The following is a 1,193-nucleotide window of genomic DNA, read 5'->3' on the forward strand; positions in this document are numbered from 1 at the left end:
CATGGCTAAAGAAAAATTCGAGCGGAGCAAACCGCACGTAAACGTTGGCACCATTGGTCACGTTGACCATGGTAAAACCACATTAACAGCTGCGTTGTGCACGATTTTGTCAAAGAAATTCGGCGGCGCAGCAAAAGCATACGATCAAATTGACAATGCCCCGGAAGAAAAAGCCCGTGGTATTACCATCAATACATCACACGTTGAATACGAAACTGAGAGCCGCCACTACGCACACGTAGACTGCCCAGGACACGCCGACTATGTGAAAAACATGATTACTGGTGCTGCGCAAATGGACGGCGCCATCTTGGTGGTTTCTGCTGCTGATGGCCCGATGCCGCAAACCCGTGAACACATCTTGTTGGCACGTCAGGTAGGCGTACCGTACATCATCGTGTACATGAACAAATGCGACATGGTGGATGATGAAGAATTGTTGGAATTGGTTGAGATGGAAATCCGCGACCTGTTGTCCAGCTACGAATTCCCAGGTGACGACGTACCATTGATCAAGGGCTCTGCTTTGAAAGCCTTGGAAGGCGATACTTCAGATATCGGCGAACCTTCTATCTTGGCTTTGGCTGACGCTTTGGATACCTACATTCCGACGCCAGAACGTGCCATCGACAAACCATTCTTGTTGCCGATTGAAGACGTATTCTCCATTTCTGGTCGCGGTACCGTGGTGACCGGTCGTGTAGAACGCGGCATCATCAATGTTGGCGACGAAATTGAAATCGTGGGCATCAAGCCGACGACCAAAACCACCTGTACCGGTGTGGAAATGTTCCGCAAATTGCTGGATCAAGGTCAAGCAGGTGACAACGTAGGCGTATTGTTGCGTGGTACCAAACGTGAAGAAGTGGAACGTGGCCAAATTTTGGCGAAACCGGGTTCAATCACCCCGCACACCCAGTTCAAAGCAGAAGTATACGTATTGAGCAAAGAAGAAGGTGGTCGTCATACGCCGTTCTTTGCAAACTACCGTCCGCAGTTCTATTTCCGTACAACAGACGTTACCGGCGCGGTAACTTTGGGTGACGGTGTAGAAATGGTGATGCCAGGTGAAAACGTGACCATCAGTGTGGAATTGATTCACCCGATCGCGATGGAAGAAGGTTTGCGTTTTGCCATTCGTGAAGGTGGTCGTACCGTGGGTGCCGGTGTCGTTGCCCAAATCATCGCTTAAA

At 50.0% G+C, this 1,193-nt stretch carries 1 protein-coding gene; it reads left to right on the plus strand.

Going from position 1 to position 1,193, the window contains the following annotated elements; all coding sequences use genetic code 11:
* The first annotated feature begins 1 nt into the window (after position 1).
* Positions 2 to 1,192 (plus strand): elongation factor Tu, encoded by a 1,191-nt coding sequence (gene tuf, locus A2F46_RS11640; RefSeq protein WP_066570623.1) that lies wholly within the window; start codon positions 2 to 4, stop codon positions 1,190 to 1,192.
* Position 1,193: the final 1 nt, after the last annotated feature.

Source organism: Snodgrassella sp. CFCC 13594 (assembly GCF_001590725.1).
Classification (GTDB): Bacteria; Pseudomonadota; Gammaproteobacteria; order Burkholderiales; family Neisseriaceae; genus Snodgrassella.

Coding starts and splice junctions, on each gene's coding strand:
- tuf (WP_066570623.1), top strand. CDS start 2: ATGGCTAAAGAAAAATTCGAGCGGAGCAAACCGCACGTAAACGTTGGC.